The following is a 496-nucleotide window of genomic DNA, read 5'->3' on the forward strand; positions in this document are numbered from 1 at the left end:
TAGCGGGCGAGATAGCGCGTCAATGGAGGAAAATCGTTCATTTCATTCTCCGGGGCTTGCGGTCGGCAAGGGCAGCCTGGCGCTTTTTGCGAATCATCACGAGTTGACGGCGCATTTCGCGATGGCGCTGACTATTCAGCAACAACATCCCRAGCAAGGGAAACAGCAGGCCAGTTACATAAGCCGCCATATGCGGCCGGTAACCGTAGGTAGGCAGGACTGTCAGAAAGCACACAGCGTAGAAAGCGACAATGACCCAACTTCCCCAAGTGCGCCCTCTGATCATGACGAAATGGCTGAACGCCAAGAGCAGCCCCAGCCCAACCGCCGCCAGAAAAGAATAACGCGCACGCTCTGGATCACTGCGAAAATAGGTACTCGAGGCCAATGAGATGGCCGCGGAAAGGGAAAAGCAGGCGAGAAAGAATGCACAGATGAACGTAGGGAAATACTGAGCCAAAAAAGCGCTCAACGAACCTTGGCGCTCCATCATTCA

The 496-nt window shown here is 54.3% G+C and carries 1 protein-coding gene; it reads right to left on the reverse strand.

The window, feature by feature from the left end; translation table 11 throughout:
• Positions 1 to 37: 37 nt before the first annotated feature.
• Positions 38 to 472, reverse strand: a complete 435-nt coding sequence (locus tag AC1DH9_RS30825) for a hypothetical protein (RefSeq protein WP_477809543.1) — start codon at positions 470 to 472, stop codon at positions 38 to 40.
• Positions 473 to 496 lie beyond the last annotated feature (24 nt).

It is taken from the genome of Pseudomonas sp. 05T35, assembly GCF_056396605.1.